A 16,166-nucleotide genomic window follows, 5' to 3' on the forward strand; every position below is an offset into this window, starting at 1 on the left:
CCCGCTACAGACCGCGCTCCATCGACCAAAACCCTTGTAGATCTGGGCGGCGACCTGCTCCTGCTGCTTCAAGGTGCCTCGGCCTTGATCTGCGGGTCGGAGACGTCGCCGATCCCCTGGAGATGGAAGTGGTCGTCCGAGGTGTCGAAGCCGAAGAAGTCGTCACGGCGGACCTGCTGGAAAAGTGCTCCTGCGCGAAGGGCTGTTTCTTGAACTTCGACAGGCAGCCGAAACGCACGATCGGTGAGACGACGACGTCGCCGACCTCGAATTCCTTGCCGATGCCGCCGGCCGTGCCTGTCGTGATGACGAGCGTCGGCTGCACTTTGGTGATGATCTGGCGCCAGACGCCGATGTTCGTTCGCTGTCTTCTTCACCGCGGCATCCGCCACGCGTTTGACCGTGAAGGGCTCGCGCGGCGGCGGCGTCGTAATCGGATCGAAACCAAGATTTCGCTCGACCCATTTACGGTCAGCCAGCATCGCATTGTCTCCGCCAATTGATTTTTGACAAACGTCTTCTGTTGCCGGCCCGGTGACCCGGTGCCTGCAATCTTAAATCGTACTCCTTAGCGTCAACGGGTCGTGACCGCTGACCGATTCAGCGCCGATGTAAGGCTGTCGAGGTTCTGCCCTGACAAACAAGAGGTCTTTTGAAAAAATATTGCTCAATACCTGAACCAATCCGACCTTGAGATTACACCTATAGTTGAGGTGCGACAATCCGCCTTCCATCACAAACGGAGGAAGTCATGGCAAGCCTGACCAAGCGTGTCGCGTTGGAGAACAGCGCACGGAAGTTGCCGAAGGGCGCCAAGCACGTCGGTGCGGCCGATCCCAAGCAGGAAATCGAGGTCAGCGTCCGCCTGCGTGCCAAGCGCTCGGACGACGAGCAGGTGATGGCGTTGGGTGCGCAACCGCCGCGCGAGCGAAAATATCTCTCGCGTGCCGAGTTCGGTGCAGAGATGGGAGCCGACCCCACCGATGTCGCCAAGATCGACGATTTCGCGCACCATCACGATCTAAACGTCAAGAGCGTGCATCTGGCGTCTCGTACGGTAAAGCTGACCGGCACGGTGAAGGCGATGAGCGCGGCCTTCGGCGTCAAGCTCAACAAAGTGAAGCACGACGGCGCGACCTATCGCATGCGCAAGGGCAACGTGCAGATCCCGGCCGAGCTTGAGGGGATCGTGGTCGGCGTGCACGGGCTCGACAACCGGCCGGTGGCGCAGCCGCATTTCCGGCGCAAGTTGCCGAACAAGGGCGCGAGCGCGAGGGCGGCACAGGGCGGCAGTTTCTCGGTGGAGCAGATCGCCCAGCTCTACAATTTCCCCGGCGGCGAGACCGGCGCCGACCAGTGCATCGCCATCATCGAGCTCAACGACATCGATCAGAAGGGTCATCCCACGGGGGCCGGCTACAAGTCCTCCGACCTGCGCGCCTTCTTCAAGAAGGCGGGCATCCCGATGCCGAAGATCGCGCCCGTGAGCGTCGACGGCGGCGCCAACAAGCCCGGCCATTCCGAGGCCGACGGCGAGGTCGTGCTCGACATCGAGGTCGCCGGCGCGATCGCGCCGGGCGCCAAGATCGTGGTCTATTTCGCCCCCAACACCACCAACGGCTTCATCGATGCGGTGAAGGCCGCTGTTCATGACACTGCGCGAAAGCCCTCGGTGATCTCGATCAGCTGGGGCGGACCGGAAGACCAGGAGGGCTCGCAGCAATTCGTCGACGGCCTCAACGAGGCGATCCGCGATGCCGCGGCGATGGGCGTCACCGTCTGCGTCGCCTCCGGCGACAACGGCTCGGCCGACATGGGCCAGGATTGGGACGGCAAGCCCCACGCAGACTTCCCGGCCTCGAGTCCCTTCGCGCTCGCCTGCGGCGGCACCAATCTCAAGGCACCGAACGGCCACATCAACGAGGTGGTCTGGAATGGCGGGCCGCGGGGCGGCGCGGGCGGTGGCGGCGTCAGCGTCATGTTCGCGCAGCCGAAATACCAGGCCCACGCGCACGTGCCGAAATCGCCGGTGCATCGGAGCGGACGCGGCGTCCCTGACGTCGCCGGCGATGCCGACCCCGCGACCGGCTATCAGATCTTCCTCAACGGCGTCGGCACCACGATCGGCGGCACCAGCGCGGTGGCGCCGCTGATGGCCGGATTGATCGCCCGCATCAACGAGGCGACGATGAAGAAATTCGGCAAGACCGTCGGCTTTATCAACCCGCTGATTTACGCCTCGCACGCGCAAGGCGTGTTCCGCGACATCACGGCCGGCAACAACGACATCACCGGCGACCTGCACGGCATGTACAAGGCCGGCCCCGGCTGGGATCCCTGTTGCGGTCTCGGCGTCCCCGACGGTGAGGCGTTGCAGAATTTGCTGGCGGTGTGATGATTTTCTCCTTCTCCCCGTTGTTGCGGGGAGAGGGTCTCTCTTCCGTCATTGCGAGCGCAGCGAAGCAATCCAGAATCGCTCCGCAGAGGCAGCCTGGATTGCTTCGCTACGCTCGCAATGACGAACTACACCACATCGAGCGGCTTGCCGCGCACGTTCGGGCCGAACAGCGTCATGGCGACCACCACGATCAGCATCGCCGTGGTGATCAGGCCGAACACGCCGGTGACGCCGGCTTCCTTCAGCATGTAGGCGACGATAAAGCCTGAGAACGTCGTGCTCAGCCGGCTCATCGAATGGACGAGGCCGGAGGCACGCGCGCGGACCTGGGTCGGGAACACCTCGGTCTGATAGGCGTGGTAGGCGTAGGACATCGTCATGTTGCAAGCTGTCAGCAGCACGCCGCAGATGATCAGCAGCGCAGGCTCGGTCAGCCGGGCGAACGCCATGCCGAAGATGGCGGCGCACGCCCCCGCGATGATCCATCGCCGTTCGAACCTGTCGGCGAAGCTCGAAGCCAGCAGCGGCGCGATCGGATAGGCGAAGGCGACGATGAAAGCATATTGCAGGCTCTTGGTGACGTTGATGCCTTTCTCGACCAGCAGCGTCGGCACCCAATTGGCGAAGCCGTAGAAGCCGAAGGCCTGGCAGAGTTTGAACACCATGAAGAGTGTCCCGGACGCGGCGCGGCATGAAATGACGCGACGCAGAGCCGGGACCCAGTAGCTTGCGCTAGCGGTGAGATGGGCCCCGGCTCAGCAGCGCATCACTCTGTGCTGCGCTGCGTCCGGGGCACGAGAGGATAGCTCCTACTCATGCCGGTGCCCGTGCTTGCGCGCTTTCGCTTGCTTGCCTTCACCCGTCGGGATCATCACCACGCGGCCGTAGCGGACGCCGCGTTCGGCGATGATGTGGTCGGCGAAATGTCTGACCTCGCCGGCATCGCCGCGAAGCGCCGTCATCTCCATGCAATTGTTGTCGTCGAGATGGACATGCAGCGTCGCCAGCGCGAGGTCGTGATGGCCGTGGAATTCCTGCACCAGGCGTTTTGAGAGATCGCGGGCGGCGTGGTCGTAGACATAGACGAGGCCTGCGACGCAGGGGCCGGTCTGTGCGGTGTTTTCGCTGCTTTGTTGCAGGCCGGCGCGGGCGAGATCGCGAATCATCTCGGACCGGTTCTGATAGCCGCGCGCTTCCGCCGCCGCGTCGATCTCCGCCAGCAGATCGTCCTCGATCGTGATCGTAATTCGCTGCATGAAAATGCCCCCTCGCGCCGCTCGATGCCGTTTTACACGGATTTGGCGAGGCTCACAGCTGCGTTGCCCTCAGCCGCAACGCATTTCCAACGACGCTCACCGAGGACAGCGCCATCGCGGCCGCGGCGATGATCGGCGACAGCAACACGCCGAACGCCGGATAGAGGATGCCGGCCGCGATCGGAATGCCCGCGGCATTGTAGATGAAGGCAAAGAACAGGTTTTGCCGGATGTTGCTCATGGTCGCCTGCGACAACTTTCGCGCACGGACGATGCCGGTGAGATCGCCCTTGAGAAGGGTGACGCCGGCGCTCTCCATCGCCACGTCGGTGCCGGTGCCCATGGCAATGCCGACTTCGGCAGCCGCCAACGCCGGCGCGTCGTTGACGCCGTCACCGGCCATCGCGACGCGGTGGCCGGCCTTTTGCAACTTTGTCACCACCGCGCTCTTCTGATCCGGCAGCACCTCGGCCTCGACCTCGGCAATGCCGAGCCGGCGTGCCACCGCTTCCGCCGTTGTGCGATTGTCGCCGGTCAGCATGATGACCTTGATGCCTTCGGCTGCCAATGCCGTCAGCGCCTCTGGGGTGGAAGCCTTGACCGGATCGGCGATCGCGAACAGGCCGGCAAGCCGCCCATCGACGGCCATGTTGATCACGGTTGCGCCGTCGCCGCGCAGCCGTTCGGCCTCGGTATCAAGCGCTTTGGTGTCGATGCCGATCGACGTCAGATATTTGGCATTGCCGAGCACGATGGTCTTGCCGTCGACCTCGCCGGTCGCGCCCTTGCCCGTCGGCGAATCGAATTGCTCGACCTGGCCCAGTGCGAGCTGCTTGTCCTTCGCCGCGCGCATGATCGCGTCGGCCAAGGGATGCTCGCTGGCGCGCTCGACGCTGGCCGCAAGGCGCAGGATGTCATCTTCAGCAAAACCGGCGGCCGCCACGATCGCGACCACCTTCGGCTTGCCCTCGGTCAGCGTGCCGGTCTTGTCGACCACCAATGTGTCGATCTTCTCCATCCGCTCGAGCGCCTCGGCGTTCTTGATCAGCACGCCTGCCTGCGCACCGCGTCCGACGCCGACCATGATCGACATCGGGGTGGCGAGCCCGAGCGCGCAGGGGCAGGCGATGATCAGCACGCTGACGGCGGCAACGAGCCCGAAGGCAAGCCGCGGCTCCGGCCCGAACCAGGCCCAGGCGGCGAAGGCTGCGAGCGCGACGGCGATCACCGTCGGCACGAACCAGCCCGCGACCTGGTCGGCCAGCCGCTGGATCGGCGCGCGCGAGCGCTGCGCGTCGGCAACCATCTGCACGATCTGCGACAGCAGCGTCTCGCGCCCGACCTTGTCGGCGCGCATGATGAAGCTGCCCGACTGGTTGAGCGTACCGGCGATGACTTTTGCGCCGCTCTCCTTGGTGACCGGCATGGATTCGCCCGTCACGAGCGACTCGTCGAGCGAAGAACGGCCCTCGAGGATGGTGCCGTCGACGGGCACCTTCTCGCCGGGACGAACGCGGAGACGATCGCCGGCATGGAGCGTATCGATCTCGAGCTCGTGTTCGCCGCCGTCGGGATCGACGCGGCGCGCGGTCTTCGGGGCGAGCTGCAACAGCGCCTTGATCGCGCCGGACGTCGCGTCGCGGGCGCGCAGCTCCAGCACCTGGCCGAGCAGCACCAGCACGGTGATCACAGCAGCCGCTTCGAAATAGACGGCGACCGCGCCGCCATGGCCGCGGAAGGTCGCGGGGAAGATCTGCGGCGCGATGGTGCCGATCAGGCTGTAGACATAGGCGACGCCCGTGCCCATCGCGATCAGCGTGAACATGTTGAGGTTGCGCGTTAGCAGCGACTGCCAGCCGCGCAGGAAGAACGGCCAGCCCGCCCACAGCACTACGGGCGTGGCGAAAACGAGCTGGATCCAGTTCGACAGCGTCGGATCGATCCAGTTATGCGGGCCCGCGAGATGGCCGCCCATCTCCAGCACCACTGCCGGCAGCGCCAGCGCACCGCCGATCCAGAACCGCCGCGTCATGTCGGCGAGCTCGGGGTTGGGACCGCTGTCGAGGCTTGCGACCTCCGGCTCCAGCGCCATGCCGCAGATCGGGCAGCTTCCCGGTCCGACCTGGCGTACGTCCGGATGCATCGGGCAGGTGTAGATCGTGCCCACGGGCATCTCGGGCTCGGGTGTCTTCTGCTCTTCGTTCCTCTTGGCAAGATATTTTGCGGGATCGGCGGCGAATTTGGTCCGGCAGCCGGCCGAGCAGAAATGGAAAGTCTCGCCGTGATGGGCGAACCGGTGCTTTGAGGTCGCGGGATCGACCGTCATGCCGCAGACGGGATCGTGGACTCTTGTCGCGGCGGCGCCGTGGTCGTGATCGCCGCAGCAGGAGGAAGCCGCGGGCTGGGCGGCCGGCGCCGCTTTGCTGGAACAGCTGCATCCGGAATGTGTTTCCGGCTTGGGGTGGTGCCCGTGTTCGGCGTCGTTCATTGCCATGCTCCGGCCTTGCAACTTATACCCTGGGGGGGTATATAGCCACCATGCGCAAGGACATCAAGGCATCCGTCGGAAAACGTCTCGGCCGGATCGAAGGTCAGGTTCGCGGCCTCTCGAAAATGGTCGAGGAGGACCGCTACTGCATCGACATCGTCACGCAGATCTCAGCGGTGCGAGCCGCGCTGCGCCGGGTCGAGGAAGAGGTTTTGAAGGACCACGTCGCCCATTGCGTCGAGCATGCGATCGCGAGCGGCGACAAGGCCGACCAGCGCGAGAAGATCGCGGAGCTGATGGCGGTGATCGGGCGGGCGGAGCGCTAGGTTTCCACCGTCATTGCGAGCGAAGCGAAGCAATCCAGAATCCCACCGCGGTGACAGTCTGGATTGCTTCGCTTCGCTCGCAATGACGGCGTTGAGGGAGGCGAGCACCACCCCAATCGCCGGGCACGACGGCGGACGTTTCTACGCCGCCATCTCCTGCGCCCGTCCGCGTGCGCGGTACCTTGCGAGCTCGTTCAGCAGCACAAAATGATCGGAGAAGGCGACGGTCATTTCCGCAACCGCCTCACGCATCACTTGCTCAGCCGGAATTTGATCCGGCGCCTCTTTGTCAATCGCTTCAGGAACGAGCGGCGGCGCACTGAGCGTTTCTGGAAAGACACTGAAGGTGCCGGCTACCTCCTCGAGCGGCTTCTGCTTGTCGGCCCAGTGCAGGGCGGTGTAGTCGAAACCGTGCACGATGGTGGGTTTGACGACTTCGAAATAGGGCGAGATGTCGAAGTCGCGGGGCATGTAGAGCGAGGAATCGCGAATATGCAGGATCTCGCGGCGGGCAGCACGACTGCCGGCCTTGGTGATCTTGGGCAGGATCGGATAGCGCACGGCGTCGAAGGCCTGCGCGATCAGCGCCGAGCAGATGATCTTGGTGGGATCGCCCGAGCCGATCGAGATCATGCGGCGTCGCCAGCGCTGCGGGATCGGCAGCGGAAACAGAAAGCGCATCAGGTCGACGATGTTCTTGGTGTCGTAGCCGAAGCCGATGCGGTTGATCGCATAGCGGCAGACCGTGGTGCGGTCCTCATAGGACAGCCCGACCGGGCGGCAGACCCGGGTGTGATAGGGGAAATATTTCGAAAGCGGCGCGGAGGTGACGCCCTCGCCGATATTGGCCTCGATCAGCACGTGGGGCTCGCCGTCGGGTTCCTCGGCGCCCTCGATCGGGCCGACATAGAGTGCGGCATGCGACCAGGTCGACTGCGTCAGATATTTGATGATGCCGGAAATGCGGTTGTTGCCCTCGACCAGCAGCACGTCGCCGGGCTCGATGACGCCGCGCAGATGCTCCGGGTCGCTCGGCGTGAACGGCTCATAGCCCGGCACCTCCTTCGAGAGGTACGCGGCAATAAGCTTGCCGGCTGAGTCTAGGACCGTCCCCATGTCGAACTCTCCCCACGGCCTTTTCCGGCCGCCTTTTTCTCTTCTCTATCATGGTCGAAACGTCTTGCAATTCGGTTCATAGCTCTGTGAGGTCAAGCACGATTGATTCACCATGATAGTTGCCGTGCAACATCGGATGCGGCAAGGTTCGCTAGCTGTTCCCGTTTGCCGCAAGTCTCCGGAAACCATGACATGACAATCACGCGCCGCAGCTTCCTATCGGCGTCGGCGGGCCTTGCCGCGATGCCGGTCCTGCGCGCAACCGCGGCGACCCTGCCGCGCGAGGCTGACATTGTCGTGATCGGCGCGGGCGCGGCCGGAATTGCCGCAGCGCGGCGCATCATGGCGGCCAATCGCAAGGTCGTGGTGGTGGAAGCTGCAGGCAAGATCGGCGGGCGCTGCATCACCGACACGACGACCTTCGACACGCCGTTCGATCGCGGCGCGCGCTGGATGCACAATCCCGACACCAATCCGATGATCCGGCTTGCGCGCAGTGCCGGGCTCGACGTGCTGCCGGCGCCATCGGGCCAGAAGATGCGCATCGGCCGCCGCAACGCACGTGCCGGCGAGACCGAAGAATTCCTGGCGGCGCTGGTGCGCGCCAACCGCGCCATCGACGAGGCCGGGCGCGGAAAGCTCGATACCGCCTGCGCCTCCGTGCTGCCGAAGGATCTCGGCGACTGGGCCGGCGCGGCCGAGTTCATGCTGGGCGCAAGCTTCGCCGGCAAGGACCTGAGGGAGCTTTCGGCGATCGACAAGGCGCGCGCGCAGGATCGCAACGCCGCGATCGCCTGCCGCCAGGGCCTGGGAACTCTGATCACCAGGCTCGGTGAGCAGGCGCCGGTCGCGCTGTCGACGCCGGCGAGCCGCATCGTCTGGAGCAATCGCGACGTCAGTGTGGAGACGCAGGCCGGCAGGATTGCCGCACGCGCCGCCATCATCACGGTCTCGACCAATGTGCTGACCTCGGGTGCGATCAAGTTCGGGCCTGACATTCCCAAGCGCACGCTCGACGCCGCCTCGAAGCTCACCCTCGGAAGCTACGATCATATCGTGCTGCAACTGCCGGGTAACCCGTTGGGCCTGTCGCGCGACGACATCCTGATCGAACAGAGCAACTCGACGCGCACGGCGCTGATGTTCGCCAATATCGGCGGCTCCCCGCTGTGCTCGATCGATGTCGGCGGCTCGTTCGGCCGCGATCTCTCCGAGCAGGGCGAGAAGGCGATGACGGCCTTCGCCAGGGAATGGATCACAAAACTGTTCGGCAGCGAAGTCGCGGCCGCCGTGCAGAAAGCCAGCGCGACGCGCTGGAACGCCTCGCCTTTCGTGTTGGGTGCGATGTCGGCGGCCTCGCCCGGCGGTCAGCTTTCGCGAAAGATTTTGGCCGAGCCGATCGGCAACCTGTTCCTCGCCGGCGAAGCCACGCACGAGTCCCTCTGGGGCACCGTCGACGGCGCCTGGGAAAGCGGCGAGCGCGCCGCGGACGCGGCACTACGCAAGATCGGGGCGCTGAAGGATGAGCCGAGCGATGTCCCGACGCAGTCGACGAAGAGGCGGCGTGCGCCGCGACGGCAGGGCAACTAGCGCAGTATGCCGTCTAACACGGGCAGCCCGGCGATCACCGCTGTCGCGATCAGCCCGTAGCAAATCGCGCGGAACACTTTCTCGCTGGCACGACCGAACAGCGAGGCGCCGAAGGCGACGCCGATCGCATAGACCGGACCGACGATCAGCGAGAGCACGAGCGATTCGCGCGAGATCAGTCCTGTGGTCGCATAGCTGACCATCGAGAAAAAATCCGATGCGCCAAAAAACAGCAAGATGTTGGCGCGCGCGACGATCGATGCGACCGGGCGGCCGAGCCAGTAGCCGACGATCGGCGGGCCGCCGGTCTGTGCGAGGCCGCTGCAGAACCCGGAGAGGCTGCCGATGCCGATCGAGAGCCAGGCGTGGTCCTTGCCGCGATAGCGCCAGCCCGACAGCAGCAGAAGCAACAGCGCGGCGACGAAGCAGGAGATGATCCAGCGCGTCGTGACGGGCTCGAGCACGCTGAGGAAATAAGTGCCGACGGGTACGCCGACCAGTGCGCCGAGCACGATCACCGCGGTGGCCTTGCGATCCGCCTTGCGCCAGGCGTCGGGCAGCAGCGGCGCGGCCGCGACAAAATCGATCACGAGGAGCAGCGCGGCAACGAGACGCGGCGCCGCGATGCTGCTCGCCAGCGGCATGAAGATCAGCGCCGAGCCGAAGCCGGAGAAGCCGCGCGCGGTGCCCGAAACGAAAGCGACGGCGCAGAGCGCCATCGCAATGGTGAGGCTGACGTCCTTCGGAAGAAAGTCAGTGAGACTCATGCTCTTCGCTGCTGGAGCATGACGTTGTCCGAATACCGCTTCACACCTTCCGGCATCATGCTCTCAAAGCGCCGCCGGTCTTCTTCGTCACCTCCGCCACGATTTTCGCGCCGACGGCCTCGATCTCCTGGTCGGTCAGCGTCTTCTCGCGCGGCTGGATCGTCACCGCGATCGCGATCGACTTCTTGCCGTCGTCGATGCCCTTGCCTTCGTAGACGTCGAACACGTTCACGCCGGTGATCAGGTTCTTGTCGACGCTCTGGGCCGCGCGCACGATGTCGCCGCCCCTTACGGTGCGGTCGACGATGAAGGCGAAATCGCGCGAAACCGGCTGGAAGGCCGACAGCTCGATCACGGGCTTGGCGCGGGTCGGCTTCTTCTTCGCCTCGGGGACACGGTCGAGGATCACCTCGAACACCATCAGCGGGCCGCCGGCACCGAGCGCCTCGAGCGCGCGCGGATGCATCTCGCCGAAATAGCCCAGCACGTTCTGCGGCCCGATCTGGATCGTGCCGGAGCGCCCGGGATGCAGCCAGGACGGGCCGCCCGCGACGATCTGAAGTGCCTGCATCGGTGCGCCGGCAGCAGCCAGCACCGCAAGCGCATCGGCCTTGGCGTCGAACAATTCAGCCTGCGCCGAACCCGACCAATGCCGTCCCAGGCCTTGCGACGACGCAAAGCCGCGGCGGACGCCGCTTGCCGCCGTGAATTGATCCTGCGGGCGATCGCCCTTGAACACCTGCCCCACCTCGAACAGCGCGACATCGCCAAAGCCGCGATCGGCATTGGCCTGCGCCGCCCCGATCAGGCCCGCCAACAGCGTCGGGCGCATGTCGGAGAGGTCCGCCGCGATCGGGTTGGCGACCTCGAGTTCGCGCTGGCCGCCGCCGAACAGTTTTGCCGCAGACTTGGTGATGAAAGACCAGGTCACCGCTTCGATGATGCCGCGGCTCGCCAGCGCGCGCCGCGCGCGACGGGTGCGGAGCTGGAGCGAGGTCAGCACGGATTTGCGTGCGTCCTCGCCGCGCTCGAACGGCGTCATCGGCACCTTGTCGACGCCGAAGATGCGGACGACTTCCTCGACAATGTCGGCCTTGCCGTGCACGTCGGTGCGCCACGACGGCACAGCGACCTTCACGACGGGTCCTGGGCCCGCCATCATGAAACCGAGATGGGCCAGGATTCGCTTCATCTCCGGCATGGGCACCTCGATGCCCGAGAGCCGCTTCACCTCGGTAACCGGAAAATCGATCACGCGGTCATCGCCGAAGGTCTTGCCGACCACGACGTTCTCCGACGGCGTGCCGCCGCACATCTCCATCACCAGCTTGGTCGCGAGCTCCAGCCCGGGGACCATGAAGGCCGGGTCGACGCCGCGCTCGAAGCGGTAGCGCGCATCCGAATTGATGGCGAGCTTGCGGCCGGTCTGGGCGATGTTGATCTCGTTCCACAGCGCCGATTCGATCAGCACATCGGTAGTGGTCTCGTCGCAGCCCGAGGCCTCGCCGCCCATGATGCCGGCCAGCGATTCGACGCCGTGCTCGTCCGCAATCACGCAAATCGCGGGATCGAGATTGTAGCTGCGGCCGTCGAGCGCGTGCAGCGTCTCGCCGTCACGGGCGCGGCGCACCACGAGATTGCCCTTCACTTTCTTGGCGTCGAACACGTGCAGCGGCCGTGCGCGGTCGTAAGTCATGAAGTTGGTGATATCGACCAGCGCGTTGATCGGACGCAGGCCAATCGCGGTCAGGCGCTTCTGCAGCCATTCCGGCGACGGGCCGTTCTTGACGCCGCGCATGAGACGAAGCGCAAAGCCCGGGCACAGTGCGGCGTCTTCGACCGTGACCTTCACCGGACACGGGAATTCGCCCTTGATCGGCTTGATGGTGGGGTCTTTGAACTTGCCCATGTCGGCGGCGGCAAGATCGCGCGCGATGCCGTGCACGCCGGTGCAGTCCTGCCGGTTCGGCGTCAGATTGATCTCGACCACGGGATCGCCGAGGCCGGCCCATGCGGCGTAAGCAGCGCCGATCGGCGCGTCGGCCGGTAGTTCCATGATGCCGTCATGGTCGTTGGAGATCTGCAGCTCGGCCGCCGAGCACAGCATGCCGCGGCTTTCGACACCGCGGATGATGCCGACGCCCAGCGTGATGTCCTTGCCGGGAATGTAGGTCCCGGGCGGCGAGAACACGCTGACGAGACCCGTCCGCGCATTCGGCGCGCCGCACACGACCTGCACGGGTGCGCCACCGTCACCGGTGTCGACCATACAGACGCGCAGCCGATCCGCGTTCGGATGCTGCTCGGCGGAAATCACCTTCGCGATGGTGAACGGCTTGAGCGCCTTCGCCTTGTCCTCGATGTTCTCGACCTCGAGCCCGATCATGGTGAGCTTCTCGGCGAGCTTTTCCAGCGGCTCGTCGGTGTCGAGATGTTCCTTCAGCCAGGAGAGGGTGAATTTCATGGCTGCTTTTTCTCCACGGAGGCGGTCTGCTCCCTCTCCCGCTTGCGGAGGAGGGCTGGGGTGGGGGCTCTCTCCGTAACGGCGGTAGCAATTGTTTCGAGAACGCCAGCACGATTGGTCATGACGTCGAGGTTGCTGAAACGGAGCACCTTGAAGCCTCCCGCTTCGATCACGGCAGACCGCCGTGCATCGGCGCGCTCACCTTGCTCCGAGAAGTGCTGGCCGCCATCGAGTTCGATGACGAGCTTGGCCGCATGGCAGATGAAGTCGGCGACGTAGTGCTCGATCGGCACTTGGCGACGGAAAACCATGCCGTTCAATCGGCCGGCGCGCAGCTCCGACCAGAGGACGCGCTCCGCATCGGTCGAGTTGCGTCTGAGCGCGCGTGCATTAGCTCGCAGGCGGGCCGGCACTTTCCAATCCGGATATTCAGGATCGACCATTGGCAGCCCCATTGCGGAGAAACCCTCACCCCAACCCTCCCCCGCAGGCGGGGGAGGGAGTTCGAGCTGTCGAGCGGACAGAGCATTGGTACCCAGGGGGCAAACGCCACGCGCTCGCTCCATCGATTCCCTCCCCCGCTTGCGGGGGAGGGTCAGGGAGAGGGCTGTCTCCGCACAGGGAACGGAGCGAGTCATCGTATGGCTGAGTAGTGCCATCACGAGCTCAGCCCTCCCGCGAGGGTCGGCACTTCCAGTGGTTTGAAGCCGTAATGGGACAGCCAGCGGACGTCGTTGTCGAACAGCTGGCGCAGATCGGCGATGCCGTATTTCAGCATGGCGATGCGGTCGATGCCCATGCCCCAGGCAAAGCCCTGGTACTCGTCGGGATCGATGCCGCAGGCGCGCAGCACGTTCGGATGCACCATGCCGCAGCCGAGAATCTCCAGCCAGTCTTCGCCCTCGCCGAAGCGGATCTCGCCCTTGTCGCGGCGGCACTGGATGTCGACTTCCAGCGACGGCTCGGTGAACGGGAAGAACGAGGGCCGGAAGCGCATGTTGATGTGATCGACCTCGAAGAACGCCTTGCAGAACTCGTGCAGGATCCATTTGAGGTGGCCGAGATGCGAGTGCTTGTCGATGACGAGGCCTTCGACCTGGTGGAATTGCGGCGTGTGGGTCGCATCCGAATCGATGCGATAGGTGCGGCCCGGGCAGATCACGCGGATCGGCGGCTTCTCACTCAGCATGGTGCGCACCTGCACCGGCGAGGTGTGTGTGCGCAACAGCATGCGCGAGCCATCCTCCTTCGGATGGAAGAAGAACGTGTCGTGCATCTCGCGCGCGGGATGGCCTTCGGGAAAATTCAGCTTGGTGAAGTTGTAGTCGTCGGTCTCGATGTCAGGACCTTCGGCGACCGAGAATCCCATGTCGGCAAAGATCGTGGTCAGCTCGTCCCAGACCTGGCTGAGCGGATGAATGCGGCCGGCTTCAGTCGGCGCGTCGCGCAGCGGCAGGGTGACGTCGATCGTTTCCGAAGCGAGCCGCGCGTCGAGAGCCGCCGATTTCAAAACGTCGCGCCGCGCGGCGAGGGCATCGGTGACCTTGTCCTTGGCCTGGTTGATCGCAGCGCCTTGCGTCTTGCGCTCGTCCGGCGACATTTTTCCGAGCGTGGCAAGAAGCGCCGAGATCGAACCTTTCTTGCCGAGGGCTGCGACGCGCACCGCCTCGAGGGCGGCCTCGTCTCCGGCGGCGGCGATCTGGTCGAGGATGGATGTTTCGAGCGTTGCGAGGTCGGACACGGTCAAATCCCTGCTGCCAAATTCGGCTGGGTTGTCGCCGCCCGAAGGCCGTAACGTCAAGCGAAAAGCCGGTCATTTCGGGCTGACGAACGGCTGGGTTGAACCTCGCGCAGGGGCTTGGCACCAAGGGGATATGAGGAGGCTTTCGCGATGCTCTCAAGATCCGGTCTGGCTGTTCTGGCCGTCGCGCTCTCTGTTGCCGGCACCCCGGCGCGCGCCATGGTCTGCATGGAGAAATCCATGACGCTGGACGAGGTCGTCGACACCATCGGTGCCCAGAAGGGCTGCAAAAGCGCGATGAAGGTGTTTCAGGATTGCCAGTTGACAGCGAGCGGCGATGTCCAGCTCGGTGCCGCCGTCGAGAAGAAATGCGAGGCGGAGTTCATGCCCGGCCTCAACATGGTGCGGAAACAGGCCTACCAACGCGAGATGCGTGTTTGCGACCGAAAGTACCGGAATAAATCCGGCACCATGTATCTGTCGTTTACGGCATTCTGCCGGGCGGAGATCGCCCAGCGTTACTCGCAACGCGCGCTGAAGGCTGCGGGCTCGAAAGCCCGCTAGCGCGGCCTCTTAGGCCGCGAGAGCAGCTTTGGCCTTCTCGGCGATCGCCTGGAACGACGCGGGCTCGTTGATCGCGAGATCCGACAGCACCTTGCGGTCCACGGTGATCCCGGACTTGGCCATGCCGTCGATAAAACGGCTGTAGGTCAGGCCGAACGGACGGACGGCAGCGTTGATGCGCTGGATCCAAAGCGCACGGAACGTCCGCTTCTTGCGCTTGCGGTCACGGAAGGCGTACTGCATGGCCTTGTCGACCGCCGGCTTGGCAGTACGGATGGTGTTCTTGCGGCGGCCGCGGAAACCCTTGGCGGCCTTGTAGACTTTCTTGTGCTTGGCGTGGGCGGTCACACCGCGTTTGACGCGAGCCATGACAAATTTCCTTCAGAGATGACTTGGTTTTCGGATCGCCGCGAGAGGTGCAGCGCTGGTGGCAATGATCGTGGACGCGATCAGGCGTTCGGCAAGAAGTACTTCTTGACGTTGTCGCCGTCGGTCTTGAACAGCACGCTGGTGCCGCGGAGCTGACGGATCTGCTTCTTCGTCCGCTTGATCATGCCGTGACGCTTGCCGCGATGGGCGAACATCACTTTGCCGGTGGCAGTCACCTTGAAGCGCTTTTTGGCGCCCGATTTGGTCTTCAGCTTGGGCATTTTGCTCTCCTATGGCCACAACAGAATGCCGCCCGTGAAGGCGGCTGGCCGTCTAAAATGCTCGTTAGAGCGTTGATTGTGCTCAGGTTTTTGCGAACTAGCGCGAAACCCGCACGGACACCGCCGCGGCAGCCCTTAATCAGCCGGGCGATGAAGGCTGGGCTTATGACAGAGGACAAGCCAATTGGCAACGGTGAACGCGTGGAACTTACCTGGCGACTATCCGTAATTGCTATCCTCATGTCCAAGACATGTCGCGCGGAGCAGGACCAAAATGTCCCATTTTTCCCAATCGCTTTTGACTGATTTCGCTCGTCCGCGCCGCCTGGCGCTGTTGGCCGTGCTCGCCACGACTGCGCTTCCCTCGACCGCCGACGCACGCGGCTATGACGGCGTCTGGAACGTCACTTTCGCCACCACCCGCGGCAATTGCAGCTCCGGCTACAGCGTTCCCTTTACCGTCGCCGGCGGTCGGGTGTTGTCCGCCGGCGGTGGCCGGGTCTCCGGCAAGGTCAATCGCGGCGGCTCCGTTGCAGTCCGGGTCTCGATCGGGGCGTCCCATGCCAGCGGCGGCGGCCGGCTTGCCGGCATGGCCGGCGCCGGCTCCTGGCACGGCATCGTCTCCGGCGACCGCTGCAGCGGCACCTGGCAGGCGACAAGGACGTAATTATCGCCCAAGAGGACGGTGCGCTCCCTCTCCCGCAAGTGCTATCGAATTCACACATATTGCGGAGGAATTTGATTGCTGATTCCGTGAGTTGAGTGATGATTCGCGGGAGCGAGCGATGTCTGGGATGGATTACGGT

The 16,166-nt window shown here is 64.5% G+C and carries 16 protein-coding genes; 6 read left to right on the top strand and 10 right to left on the bottom strand.

The window, feature by feature from the left end:
- Positions 1–122: 122 nt before the first annotated feature.
- Positions 123–503, top strand: a complete 381-nt coding sequence (locus tag ABIB06_RS14435; RefSeq protein ID WP_354048526.1) for a hypothetical protein — start codon at positions 123–125, stop codon at positions 501–503.
- A 248-nt stretch (positions 504–751) separates the two neighbouring features.
- Positions 752–2,395 (top strand): S53 family peptidase, encoded by a 1,644-nt coding sequence (locus ABIB06_RS14440; protein WP_354048528.1) that lies wholly within the window; start codon positions 752–754, stop codon positions 2,393–2,395.
- A 128-nt stretch (positions 2,396–2,523) separates the two neighbouring features.
- On the opposite strand, the gene ABIB06_RS14445 is transcribed toward ABIB06_RS14440, so the two are convergent.
- From ABIB06_RS14445 to ABIB06_RS14455, 3 genes are all read right to left on the bottom strand, one after another.
- On the bottom strand, positions 2,524–3,063 hold the full coding sequence (locus ABIB06_RS14445; protein ID WP_354068834.1) for an MFS transporter: 540 nt from the start codon (positions 3,061–3,063) through the stop codon (positions 2,524–2,526).
- A gap of 144 nt (positions 3,064–3,207) precedes the next feature.
- Positions 3,208–3,654, bottom strand: coding sequence for a nickel-responsive transcriptional regulator NikR (gene nikR / locus ABIB06_RS14450; protein WP_247352672.1), 447 nt, complete (start codon positions 3,652–3,654; stop codon positions 3,208–3,210).
- Positions 3,655–3,706: 52 nt separating this feature from the next.
- A complete protein-coding gene (locus tag ABIB06_RS14455; protein WP_354048845.1) occupies positions 3,707–6,142 on the bottom strand; it encodes a heavy metal translocating P-type ATPase in 2,436 nt (811 codons plus the stop codon).
- Positions 6,143–6,192: 50 nt separating this feature from the next.
- Between ABIB06_RS14455 and ABIB06_RS14460 the strand changes: the two genes are divergently transcribed.
- Positions 6,193–6,468, top strand: coding sequence for a metal-sensitive transcriptional regulator (locus ABIB06_RS14460; protein WP_007598521.1), 276 nt, complete (start codon positions 6,193–6,195; stop codon positions 6,466–6,468).
- A 141-nt stretch (positions 6,469–6,609) separates the two neighbouring features.
- On the opposite strand, the gene ABIB06_RS14465 is transcribed toward ABIB06_RS14460, so the two are convergent.
- Positions 6,610–7,584, bottom strand: a complete 975-nt coding sequence (locus ABIB06_RS14465) for a YiiX/YebB-like N1pC/P60 family cysteine hydrolase (protein ID WP_354048848.1) — start codon at positions 7,582–7,584, stop codon at positions 6,610–6,612.
- 192 nt (positions 7,585–7,776) lie between these two features.
- Here ABIB06_RS14465 and ABIB06_RS14470 point away from each other — a divergent pair, with 192 nt between their 5' ends.
- Positions 7,777–9,174: a flavin monoamine oxidase family protein gene (locus ABIB06_RS14470; RefSeq protein ID WP_354048849.1), complete on the top strand. Its 1,398-nt coding sequence runs from the start codon at positions 7,777–7,779 to the stop codon at positions 9,172–9,174.
- On the opposite strand, the gene ABIB06_RS14475 is transcribed toward ABIB06_RS14470, so the two are convergent.
- The 4 genes from ABIB06_RS14475 to pheS all read right to left on the bottom strand — a co-directional run bounded on the left by ABIB06_RS14475 (position 9,171) and on the right by pheS (position 14,146).
- On the bottom strand, positions 9,171–9,941 hold the full coding sequence (locus ABIB06_RS14475; RefSeq protein WP_354048851.1) for a sulfite exporter TauE/SafE family protein: 771 nt from the start codon (positions 9,939–9,941) through the stop codon (positions 9,171–9,173). The genes ABIB06_RS14470 and ABIB06_RS14475 overlap by 4 nt on opposite strands.
- A 55-nt stretch (positions 9,942–9,996) precedes the next feature.
- On the bottom strand, positions 9,997–12,405 hold the full coding sequence (gene pheT / locus ABIB06_RS14480; RefSeq protein ID WP_354048853.1) for a phenylalanine--tRNA ligase subunit beta: 2,409 nt from the start codon (positions 12,403–12,405) through the stop codon (positions 9,997–9,999).
- Positions 12,402–12,848: an endonuclease domain-containing protein gene (locus tag ABIB06_RS14485; protein WP_354048854.1), complete on the bottom strand. Its 447-nt coding sequence runs from the start codon at positions 12,846–12,848 to the stop codon at positions 12,402–12,404. Before ABIB06_RS14485 ends, pheT begins: the two co-directional genes overlap by 4 nt.
- Before the next feature lie 215 nt (positions 12,849–13,063).
- Positions 13,064–14,146: a phenylalanine--tRNA ligase subunit alpha gene (pheS, locus tag ABIB06_RS14490; protein WP_247443099.1), complete on the bottom strand. Its 1,083-nt coding sequence runs from the start codon at positions 14,144–14,146 to the stop codon at positions 13,064–13,066.
- Between the two features lie 150 nt (positions 14,147–14,296).
- On the opposite strand from pheS, the gene ABIB06_RS14495 reads away from it, so the two are divergent.
- Entirely contained in the window at positions 14,297–14,710 is a 414-nt protein-coding gene (locus ABIB06_RS14495; protein ID WP_354048857.1) for a hypothetical protein, read from the top strand.
- Positions 14,711–14,719: 9 nt separating this feature from the next.
- Here ABIB06_RS14495 and rplT read toward each other — a convergent pair whose 3' ends face one another.
- Both rplT and rpmI read right to left on the bottom strand, forming a co-directional pair.
- Positions 14,720–15,079 (bottom strand): 50S ribosomal protein L20, encoded by a 360-nt coding sequence (gene rplT, locus ABIB06_RS14500; RefSeq protein WP_247352688.1) that lies wholly within the window; start codon positions 15,077–15,079, stop codon positions 14,720–14,722.
- An 80-nt stretch (positions 15,080–15,159) separates the two neighbouring features.
- Positions 15,160–15,360, bottom strand: coding sequence for a 50S ribosomal protein L35 (rpmI, locus tag ABIB06_RS14505; RefSeq protein WP_027535561.1), 201 nt, complete (start codon positions 15,358–15,360; stop codon positions 15,160–15,162).
- A gap of 274 nt (positions 15,361–15,634) precedes the next feature.
- On the opposite strand from rpmI, the gene ABIB06_RS14510 reads away from it, so the two are divergent.
- Positions 15,635–16,027 carry a hypothetical protein gene (locus ABIB06_RS14510; RefSeq protein WP_354125595.1) on the top strand — a complete coding sequence of 131 codons (393 nt, stop codon included), beginning with the start codon at positions 15,635–15,637 and terminating at the stop codon, positions 16,025–16,027.
- Positions 16,028–16,166: the final 139 nt, after the last annotated feature.

Source organism: Bradyrhizobium sp. LB8.2, assembly GCF_040548035.1.
In the GTDB taxonomy this organism is placed as follows: Bacteria; Pseudomonadota; Alphaproteobacteria; order Rhizobiales; family Xanthobacteraceae; genus Bradyrhizobium.

Coding starts and splice junctions, on each gene's coding strand:
- ABIB06_RS14440 (WP_354048528.1), top strand. CDS start 752: ATGGCAAGCCTGACCAAGCGTGTCGCGTTGGAGAACAGCGCACGGAAG.
- ABIB06_RS14445 (WP_354068834.1), bottom strand. CDS start 3,063: ATGGTGTTCAAACTCTGCCAGGCCTTCGGCTTCTACGGCTTCGCCAAT.
- ABIB06_RS14455 (WP_354048845.1), bottom strand. CDS start 6,142: ATGAACGACGCCGAACACGGGCACCACCCCAAGCCGGAAACACATTCC.
- ABIB06_RS14460 (WP_007598521.1), top strand. CDS start 6,193: ATGCGCAAGGACATCAAGGCATCCGTCGGAAAACGTCTCGGCCGGATC.
- pheT (WP_354048853.1), bottom strand. CDS start 12,405: ATGAAATTCACCCTCTCCTGGCTGAAGGAACATCTCGACACCGACGAG.
- ABIB06_RS14495 (WP_354048857.1), top strand. CDS start 14,297: ATGCTCTCAAGATCCGGTCTGGCTGTTCTGGCCGTCGCGCTCTCTGTT.
- ABIB06_RS14475 (WP_354048851.1), bottom strand. CDS start 9,941: ATGAGTCTCACTGACTTTCTTCCGAAGGACGTCAGCCTCACCATTGCG.
- nikR (WP_247352672.1), bottom strand. CDS start 3,654: ATGCAGCGAATTACGATCACGATCGAGGACGATCTGCTGGCGGAGATC.
- ABIB06_RS14485 (WP_354048854.1), bottom strand. CDS start 12,848: ATGGTCGATCCTGAATATCCGGATTGGAAAGTGCCGGCCCGCCTGCGA.
- ABIB06_RS14435 (WP_354048526.1), top strand. CDS start 123: ATGGAAGTGGTCGTCCGAGGTGTCGAAGCCGAAGAAGTCGTCACGGCG.
- ABIB06_RS14510 (WP_354125595.1), top strand. CDS start 15,635: ATGTCCCATTTTTCCCAATCGCTTTTGACTGATTTCGCTCGTCCGCGC.
- rpmI (WP_027535561.1), bottom strand. CDS start 15,360: ATGCCCAAGCTGAAGACCAAATCGGGCGCCAAAAAGCGCTTCAAGGTG.
- ABIB06_RS14470 (WP_354048849.1), top strand. CDS start 7,777: ATGACAATCACGCGCCGCAGCTTCCTATCGGCGTCGGCGGGCCTTGCC.
- ABIB06_RS14465 (WP_354048848.1), bottom strand. CDS start 7,584: ATGGGGACGGTCCTAGACTCAGCCGGCAAGCTTATTGCCGCGTACCTC.
- rplT (WP_247352688.1), bottom strand. CDS start 15,079: ATGGCTCGCGTCAAACGCGGTGTGACCGCCCACGCCAAGCACAAGAAA.